The 8832-nt window shown below is 59.1% G+C and carries 9 protein-coding genes; 5 read left to right on the forward strand and 4 right to left on the reverse strand.

The window, feature by feature from the left end; all coding sequences use genetic code 11:
• Positions 1–125: 125 nt before the first annotated feature.
• Positions 126–935 carry a DUF3108 domain-containing protein gene (locus FXB41_RS34000; protein ID WP_219684849.1) on the reverse strand — a complete coding sequence of 270 codons (810 nt, stop codon included), beginning with the start codon at positions 933–935 and terminating at the stop codon, positions 126–128.
• A 584-nt stretch (positions 936–1519) separates the two neighbouring features.
• Between FXB41_RS34000 and rpmB the strand changes: the two genes are divergently transcribed.
• The 3 genes from rpmB to FXB41_RS34015 all read left to right on the forward strand — a co-directional run bounded on the left by rpmB (position 1520) and on the right by FXB41_RS34015 (position 5621).
• Positions 1520–1831, forward strand: coding sequence for a 50S ribosomal protein L28 (gene rpmB, locus FXB41_RS34005; protein ID WP_026232426.1), 312 nt, complete (start codon positions 1520–1522; stop codon positions 1829–1831).
• 198 nt (positions 1832–2029) lie between these two features.
• Positions 2030–3811 (forward strand): ATP-dependent nuclease, encoded by a 1782-nt coding sequence (locus FXB41_RS34010; protein ID WP_246649419.1) that lies wholly within the window; start codon positions 2030–2032, stop codon positions 3809–3811.
• Between the two features lie 4 nt (positions 3812–3815).
• Entirely contained in the window at positions 3816–5621 is a 1806-nt protein-coding gene (locus tag FXB41_RS34015) for a UvrD-helicase domain-containing protein (protein WP_219684850.1), read from the forward strand.
• Positions 5622–5699: 78 nt separating this feature from the next.
• Here the strand turns inward: FXB41_RS34015 and FXB41_RS34020 are convergent, their stop codons facing one another.
• From FXB41_RS34020 to FXB41_RS34030, 3 genes are all read right to left on the reverse strand, one after another.
• Positions 5700–5978: a DUF1488 family protein gene (locus tag FXB41_RS34020; RefSeq protein ID WP_007599254.1), complete on the reverse strand. Its 279-nt coding sequence runs from the start codon at positions 5976–5978 to the stop codon at positions 5700–5702.
• Positions 5979–6138: 160 nt separating this feature from the next.
• Entirely contained in the window at positions 6139–6435 is a 297-nt protein-coding gene (locus tag FXB41_RS34025; RefSeq protein ID WP_018452940.1) for a hypothetical protein, read from the reverse strand.
• Position 6436: 1 nt separating this feature from the next.
• Entirely contained in the window at positions 6437–6694 is a 258-nt protein-coding gene (locus FXB41_RS34030; protein WP_027515171.1) for a hypothetical protein, read from the reverse strand.
• A 361-nt stretch (positions 6695–7055) separates the two neighbouring features.
• Between FXB41_RS34030 and FXB41_RS41610 the strand changes: the two genes are divergently transcribed.
• Positions 7056–7187, forward strand: coding sequence for a hypothetical protein (locus tag FXB41_RS41610; protein WP_007599247.1), 132 nt, complete (start codon positions 7056–7058; stop codon positions 7185–7187).
• A 286-nt stretch (positions 7188–7473) separates the two neighbouring features.
• Positions 7474–8811, forward strand: a complete 1338-nt coding sequence (locus tag FXB41_RS34035; RefSeq protein WP_219684851.1) for a T6SS phospholipase effector Tle1-like catalytic domain-containing protein — start codon at positions 7474–7476, stop codon at positions 8809–8811.
• Positions 8812–8832: the final 21 nt, after the last annotated feature.

Consider the following 8832-nt stretch of genomic DNA (forward strand, 5'->3'; position numbering starts at 1 on the left):
GGATTCCCGGCCCTGGAGCCCTCCCAAACAAAAAGTGCGAAAACAACCCCATGCACAGTAGGGATGCCATTGAAATCGCTTGCGTTTATTTTCGCCAAAAGGGAGATTCAGCACGGGACGCCCCTCTACTGCGTCTTCGCGATCCTGGGCGGCTGGGCCGTGGTGATGAAGCTGGTGGCTTCCAGCATGGCCGGCCCGAGCGGGGTCGGCACTTTCAGCCAAAACGGCACCAGGATGCGCGTTCCCGCGATCGGCGCGAACGCGACCTCGATGTTGCGCTGGGCGGCGAGATATTTGATCACGGGACGGTCGGGAATGTAGCCGGCGATGGGCACGAAATACAGCGAGCAGACCACGACCTGGCCGTGATAGCCCTTCTCCGCCTTCACGCTCTCCATGCGCTTGAAATCGAGCTTGAGCTCGTAGCGCATGCGGCCGTCGAACACGGCGGCGCTGCCGTGGCAGGCGTCCGCCGACAGCACGTCGCCAGTGCCGGATACGCGCACCAGCGAGGCCGTCATCGGGTCCCAGACGCCGCGGCGATGCGCGTCGGTGACGACGATGCGGTCGGGATCGACCGGCGGCTCCGGCAGGATGGCAAAATCCTTCACATTGCCCTTGTCGAGCGTGATGCGGATCTCTTCGGTCTTCTTCGAGGTGGTGGTGGAGGCCTGGTAGCCGGTCGCGACCAGCGCGCCGTTGACCACGCGGCCCTGCGAGGCGCCGGTGCCCGACCCGCCCGCGAAGGATTTTAGAAGCCCCGAGGTGCCGCCGGAGGCCGCGGCCGCGAACACATCGTCCTGGATGTCGATGTTCCAGGCGCCTCGGCCTACGGGAATGCCCGACAGCGTCGCCTCGTATTGTGCCTCGAGCTTGCCCTGCGCCGCCGCAGGCTCCGCCGCCCACGCCAACACCAGCCCGAAAAGGGCCGCCATGACCCAGCGGCCGGCAGGGCGCGGATGACTTGCGCGTGGATTCCTTGCGCGCCGCTTCGCTGAGCGCAGCTCATTTGGGCGCAGGCTTGGCGCAAGATGAGACGTTGTGAGCACGAAACAATCCAATCGGGGCGCGAACGGTTGTTACTTAAGCCAAATAGCGCGCCAAGCAATGTGTCCGGGCCACTCCGCGTCCGGAACTCCACTGGACTCTTCGGGCGCGAATACGCCCTTTATGTGATGGTAAGGCGCGATAATCATTGCCGTTTTGGTGATCGGGGCGGGTCAGAACCGCGCACCTCACCCCGCCACCTCCACCGCTGTCATGCCCCGCCTTTTGCGCACTGGGGCGGGGCATCCAGTACGCCGCGGCCCCTCTGGTCAGCCGCGCCGTCTCGGAGTACTGGATCGCCCGGTCGAGCCGGGCGATGACACCTACCTTGGAGCACGAAACCCGCCCCAAAACCTTGACGTCCCGCCGCTTCCCCCCTATACGTCCGCCCGCTCCCTGCAAGGACAGAGAATTTGCCCGTGGCGCCCCGAATGGCGGCCGCACATCGTTGGGAAAGATTGAGGATTTAGCCATGTCTCGCCGCTGCGAATTGACGGCCAAGGGCCCCCAGGTCGGCCACACGGTCAGCCACTCCAACATCAAGACCAAGCGCCGCTTCCTGCCGAACCTGGTCAACGTGACCTTCATCAGCGAAGCGCTGGGCCGCAACGTGCGCCTGCGCGTCTCCACCAACGCGATCAAGAGCGTCGACCACAATGGCGGCCTCGATCCCTTCCTGCTCAAGGCCAAGGCCGCCGTGCTCTCGCCCCGCGCCCTCGAGCTGAAGCGCGCCATCCAGAAGAAAGTCGGCCCGACGCCGGCACCGGAGAAGAAGGCGAGCTGAGAATTTTCGTATTGGGCGGAGGCTTGCGTCGGGTGGCGTAGGCTGAGCCAAGTAGAGTTTTGCGTGACGGCCGGATCGGAAGATCCGGCCGTTTTGTTTGTGCGATGCAAGAGGCTTTTCTCACTGAAGTCTAACAAGAAGATGGATTGCTTTTAGCGAGTGATCAGACAACCATGACGTGCATTAGACTGAGCGCCGTTGTCCGAGGTTATTTTGAAGATCAGCCACCTTTTCATCGAAAATTTTCGCGGTATCAGCGCCGCTTCTGTGCTCCTTCCAGATCACGCGGTTCTCATAGGTGACAATAACGTCGGCAAGTCGACGCTTCTCGAAGCGCTCGATTTGGTCATGGGACCAGATCGCCTCTCGCGACAATCCCCCATTGATGAACACGACTTTCATCTTGGTCAGTATTTGGCAGGCGATGCCCGTCCTGATGGTTCAGAGACTGCGCCGCGAATAATTGTAGAAGCAACCGTCACCGGGCTTTCCGAAGAACAGCAGATACACTTTCGAGATTACATCGAGTGGTGGGACGTATTGAAACACGCGATGTCAGATGCATCTGATCCCGCCGAGCTTGATCTGTCCGCTACTATTCCTGCCTTACGCGTCACGTTCATTGGGAGCTACAATCCCCAGGAGGACGACTTTGAAGGGAAGACCTATTACACCCGAACAATAGATGAAAATGAAAAGCCGGAGCATTTTACAAAGTCGGACAAGCAGAAATGTGGATTTCTATATCTACGATCGCTCCGTACGGGCGCGAGGGCCCTTAGCCTTGAGCGAGGAAGTCTCCTCGACATAATTCTTCGCCTTAAAGAAATACGGCCAAAGATGTGGGAATCCACTCTTTCTGAATTGTCAAACTTCGATGTAGCAAGCGCCCCCGAGCTAGGTATCTCTGGTGTCCTAAGCAGCATTGATAGAGCACTAAAAAAGTATGTCCCGCGTGAGTGGGGCATCCAACCTCATCTCAGGGTCTCGGCTCTTACGCGAAGACATCTGCGGGAAGTGATTACGGCGTTTATCGATACCGGAACGGGCTCGTATTCTGCGCCCTATTTTCGCCAAGGCACGGGCACCATCAACCTGCTGCTCCTCGCGATGTTGTCGCAGATTGCGGAAGACAAGCAGAACGTGATTTTTGCGATGGAGGAGCCGGAAACCGCAATCCCTCCATATGCACAAAAACGCATTGTGCATGAGCTGCGCAAGCTTTCCGCGCAGACACTTTTCACATCGCATTCTCCCTACGTTCTGGAAGAGTTTACCATCGAAGAAACGGTAGTTCTGAGCCGATCCTCAACAGGAAAAATGCTCCAATCGACAGTAACCCTGCCCGATAGCATCAAGCTCAAAAGGTATCGACAGCAATTCCGCACCCGCTTCTGTGAAAGTCTTCTGGCTCGACGCGTCCTCGTAGCCGAAGGCGCAACCGAGGCGACTGCACTCTCGTCTGCAGCACGACGACTGAGTGAACTAAACCCTCAAAGTTACTCATCTCTCGAAGCTCTCGGCATTTCAGTCCTTGATGCAGGATCAGAAACACAGATTGTCGATTTAGCCCGTCTATATGCAAAGCTCGACAAAGAAGTATTCGCCTTTTGCGACAAACAGTCCGATGACAGCAAAACTGCGATTGAAGCAGTAGTGAAGACTCTCTTTATGCATGATGAGACAGGCATGGAGAACCTTGTGCTCAAGAACACTTCTCAATCCGCGCTAAAACGATTTGCATCAGGATTAGACTGGCCCCCGCACATCAAAGCGAATCATCCCAACTTGAAGGACGATCCACTAGCTGCCCTTGCAGAGTTCTTTGGATCCGCCAAGGGAAACTGGGGGCTCGCTGATTATCTAGCTCAATGCTCCGAGACTGAGATGCCTCAATGGATACGTGATGTTTGCATCTCGCTGAAGCGATCGTGTGAACCTGTCATCCCGTCTCCGCACTCCGAAAAATTTCCGAAATAGAGTCGTGGTAGATCTCACAAAGACGCAGAACGAAATCTTGGGCGCAGCTGGCCCTCTATTGATCCGTGGCGGACCAGGTTCGCGCAAGACGACGATCGCAATCCTGAAGGCTGCCCAGCAGTCTACAGTTCTAAGGCCGGCTCAATGCATCCTCTTCCTTAGCTTCGCAAGGGCTACTGTAGCCCGAATAATCGAGACTATCGAGGAAGAAGGAGTTTCACCAACAGCGAAGCAAAGGATAGAGGTTGATACCTATCATGCATTCTTCTGGCGCATATTGAGAACGCACGGGTACCTGGTTGGGTTGCCAAGGCGCGTAACTCTAGTCACGCCCCCAAACGAAGCCATTGCTCTCGCTGCTATTCGACGTAAGTACAAATCAAACTCGAAATTATCAGAAGATGAACGAAAGAGGAGGCGTCAGTCCGAGGACGTTGAACGAATACGTCTCGCCCAGCAGGAGGGGCGGATTTGCTTTGACGTCTTCGCGCACTTCGTAGGCGCGCTCGTGAAAGGCTCAAAGAAAATTCGATCAATGATCGCGACCGCGTTTCCAATAATCATTCTGGACGAATTTCAAGATACTACGGCCGACCAATGGAGCGTTCTGAAGGCTATAGGCAAGCACAACACATTAATTGCCCTAGCCGATCCCGAACAACGAATTTTTGAATTCGCAGGTGCAGAAGAAAAGCGACTCCAGCAGTTCAGAGACACATTTCATCCAAACGAGTTTGATCTGAAATCGGACAATCACCGGAGCAAAGGTACGGACATCGCAAAATTTGGAAACGATTTACTCAGGGGACACTTCAGTCAAGATCGTTATGTAGGCATTCAATTTTCGGGGTTTGAGCCGAATGCCAACCAGGCATTGGCCACATTACGCGGACATACGTTACAGGCAAGACAAAGACGGCTAAAGGCAGGCAAGAAAAATTGGACGGTGGCGATTCTGGTTCCAACAAAACGAATGACTCGGCAAGTATCCGAATCTCTTCGCGAGCCGACAGCCAAGATGCCGTCGATATCTCACACGGCCGCCGTCGACATGGACGGCCCTATACTCGCCGCGGAGACGATTGCTTGCCTGCTCCAACAAGAAGCCGACACAGGCCTTAAAGATTGCATCGAACTATTGTGTGCATTCTATCGGGGACGCGATGGAGACGACCCCGGTAAGGGAAACCTTGCGGAAGCCGACGCGATCGAAAAGGCCTATCAGAAGCGTAAAAAAGGGAAGGCTTGGCCTGCTAACAGCGTCGTTCAGGCGATACGCCGCACTGTAGATGAGGTCCAGTCGCAGCTACTCTCAGGAGACCCAGACAAAGACTGGATAAAGCTAAGAACGTTGCTTGATGAATGCGACTGCCCGCGCCTTAGGGAGATTGCCGAGGAGGCTCGCAGTATTCGGATCTTAGAGCGAGGCCAGGTATTGCGTCAGTCATTGTCCCAAGACTGGCGTGCCCATGGCAAATACCAGAATGCACTAGCTATCGTCAGACAAGCTTTCGTTCAGGAACACTTTGCGACTGCCGGCCGACCCGAGCGCGGCGTGATCATCATGAATATGCATAAGGCCAAAGGTAAACAATTTGATGAAGTCATCATCTTTGAAGGCTGGCCTCGGCTCGCCGGACGCAAGATCGTTTCGAATCCAGATCGGATAGTACGAAACAACATCACCAGCACCAATATCGGCCAAGATCGTCAGAATCTTCGCGTCAGCGTAACCCGCGCCCGATTTCAGACCACAATCCTAACCCCCAAGGGCGACCCTTGCGTCCTTCTGATGAATGGGAAGCCCTAGCTGCACTAGCAATAAGCGCGCGGCCTCAGAAGATGGTCCAAGAACGGGTCGTGCACATGCCTTTTATGTTGGCTCCCCCTACCCCCGAAAATCAATGCTCCGCAGCACGATCCCCGGCGGCGTGCCTTCGAACTCCGTCGCCTGATATTTGCGTCCGGTGCAGGCTTCGATGCGTTCGCGCAGGCGGGTGAACTGCTCTTCGCGCTCGCTGGGCCTGGCGCGCGGGCCGCGCTCGAGGTCGTCCATGGCGGAGGTCGAGATCGCGCAGGCGATCTCCTTGCTGCCGTCCTGCATCGAGAACTGGACGATGCCGCGGTCCTGGTCGTGGGCGATGAAGCGGCTGGTGGTGAGTGTCATGGGGTACTCCTTTGGCGTCCGCGCGTCGTGACGGCCTTGTGCGCGATTGGGACGCCGGTCAGCGTTATCGAAGCACGCTGTGGCACGAGGGTGCACAACAATTCGCTTCGGTGGTTATGGGTCCTGGCTTTCGCCAGGACGACGCCCGAATTGGCTCGCGTCAGCCGTCGCCGTTGAGCCTTGCGAAATCGTCGAACAGCGCGGCCACCAGCGCGCGGTGGCGGGTGTCCTCGGTGGGCAGGCTCGCGGCATAGAGGTTGAGCAGATGGCGGGCCTTCACGGCGGCCTCCGGCCAGGAGGTGGCGGGCACCGACATCATGCGGTTTTCGAGCTCGGCCTCGCGCTCGCGCAGCTCCCTGACCTGGGCCTCGACATCGGCCAGCGCGCGGCGCAGATCGGTTGCCTTCTGGGCGGCCATGCCGCGGTGGCTGTCGAGATCGACCGGGATGTCAGTCATTTCAGGCACTCGCGTCGATACGTTGGGCATCCGCCAGGTCGACCGAGCCGATCGACAGCATCTCCGTCGCACCGCGCACGCCCTCGGAGGGCACGGTGATCATGGTGGCGACGCGGCGATAGGACGCGAAGGACAGGCCCTCGATCATCTCCTCGTCGGTGACGACCTCATAGGCGCCGGCCGGCAACTCGCGTTCGAGGCCGCGGATGTGAAAAGGATGCTTGAAGGTGATGGTTTCTCGCCGCGAGCGGATGGTCATGCGCGCCTGCCTTTCGCAAAGAAGGGGCCCCAACCGACGCCAGCCGTGGCGAACCATGCGCTTGTTACCCGGCAATAGCCAGCTTTATGTCAGCGCGGGCCGGGACTTAAGCTGCAAGCGCGACACTCGCGCGCGGCGTTTTAGTCCTCGCCATCGGCAGGGCGCGGGCGTACGCTCGACCACGTCAGCGCAGCTCACGCAATTGCCGCGCGTCGATGTTGCGCTGCATCTTTCGCGCCTCGTGTGCGCGGCGGCGATCTTCAATGGCTCGGGCGGGTGCATCTCACAGCCCTCGCCCAGCGACCATTGCAGCGCCGATCTCGCACGCGGACGAACTCGAAACCCAGGAGGAGACGACGTCATGGCCAAGGGACAGCAACGCAGCAACCGCGAGACCAAGAAGCCGAAGAAAGACAAGATCAAGACCAGCGCCGCAGCGCCCAGCCGCAAGGATGCGGCGTGGCAGCCGGAGATCGGGCAGAAGAAGAAGTAGCGGGGCGGCCTCTTTCACAACGGCGGGGCTCTCGCATATGACGCTCAGCGGCGCCTGAGCGAGCGCCTCGTCCTTCGAGACGACCGCTTCGCGGTCTCCTCAGGATGAGGCTTGGCTGCACTCATCTGCGTTGAAATGCCACCGCACACTCATCCCTCATCCTGAGGGCCCGCCGCAGGCGGGCGTCTCGAAGGATGGCCGCAGTCGAACTTCCGGCCATACATCTCCTTCTCCCCGTGCTTTTCCGCTATACTCGCCCGGGTAGCATCAGCGGGAGGGGTATCCTGTGGAGCACGAGCGCAACGCCGACCACACATCCGAGCCGAAGAATCTCGTCATCTGCTGTGACGGCACCGGCAACGAGATTTCCGAAAACATCTCCAACGTCCTGAAGCTGTATCGCTGCCTGCGCAAGACCGACAAGACGCGGCCGCGGCAGCTGGTGTTCTACGATCCCGGGGTCGGCACGGTGACCGAGCCGTCGACGTGGCACCGCTGGAAAGCCAACATCAATCTGGTGCTGGGGCTCGCCACCGGCTACGGGCTCGATGACAACACGCTGTCGGCCTATTGCTTCCTGGTCGAGCACTACGCGCCGGGCGACAGGATCTACCTGTTCGGCTTCTCGCGCGGCGCCTATACCGTGCGCGTGCTGGCGGGGCTGATCCACAAGATCGGCCTGATCTCGCCGGAGCAGGCCAACCTCGCAGGCAGTGGCCTCGTCGCCTACAAGCAATATTCCGGCACCGGGCGCGGCAACGATGTCAGCGACCTCGTCGATGAGGGTTTTGACGACAGCGGGCCGCTGCCGAAAAACAAGTTCGATCTCGCCGCCCAGTTCGCACGCATCACCTCGTCGCGCTGGCCGACCATCCACTTCATCGGCGTCTGGGACACGGTGGCGAGCGTGATCGTGCCGCGCGCCGACCGGGGCTATTTGCCGAGCTTCGAGGAGCTCGCCTTCACGCTGCGCAATCCCAGCGTCAACATCTTCCGCCAGGCGATCGCCATCGACGAGCGGCGCTGCATGTTCCGCCTCAAGCAGTATGAGGAGCCGCAGGATTACTGGCGCAACCGCTTCGTGCCCGACGACAAGAAGGAGCCGCAGGACATCCTGCAGGTGTGGTTCGCCGGCGTGCATTGCGACGTCGGCGGCGGCTATCCGGAAGCCGAGAGCGGCGAGTCCAAATATCCGCTGCTCTGGATGATCGAGGAGGCGGCCAAGGCGGGGCTGAACTTCAACCCGCGCACGGTGAACCAGCTCGCCTGGGGCATCCAGCGCAAGAACTCACCGTTTCAATACGTGCCGCCCGCCTTCACCGGCAAGACCGGCGAGCTGCACAATTCGATGACGGCGCCCTGGCGCGTGCTGGAGTATCTGCCGAAGAGCGCGACCTACAAGGAATGGCCGGAGCGGAAGGTGTTTATGGGGCTCTACATTCCCGATTGCGAACCGCGCCTGATCCCCGAAGGCGCGCATGTGCATGAGAGCGTGTTGAAGCGGATGGCGGTGGAGCCCGGTTATCGGCCGGTGAATCTGCCGAAGGATTATGTGACGGTGCCGATGCCGGTGCCGCCGGGTGTGGGGTCCGGGGGCGAGGCGGGGGAGATCGTGGTGGGGTGACTCCGCTCGTCATTGCGAGCG

Source organism: Bradyrhizobium canariense, from assembly GCF_019402665.1.
Taxonomy (GTDB): Bacteria; Pseudomonadota; Alphaproteobacteria; order Rhizobiales; family Xanthobacteraceae; genus Bradyrhizobium; species Bradyrhizobium canariense.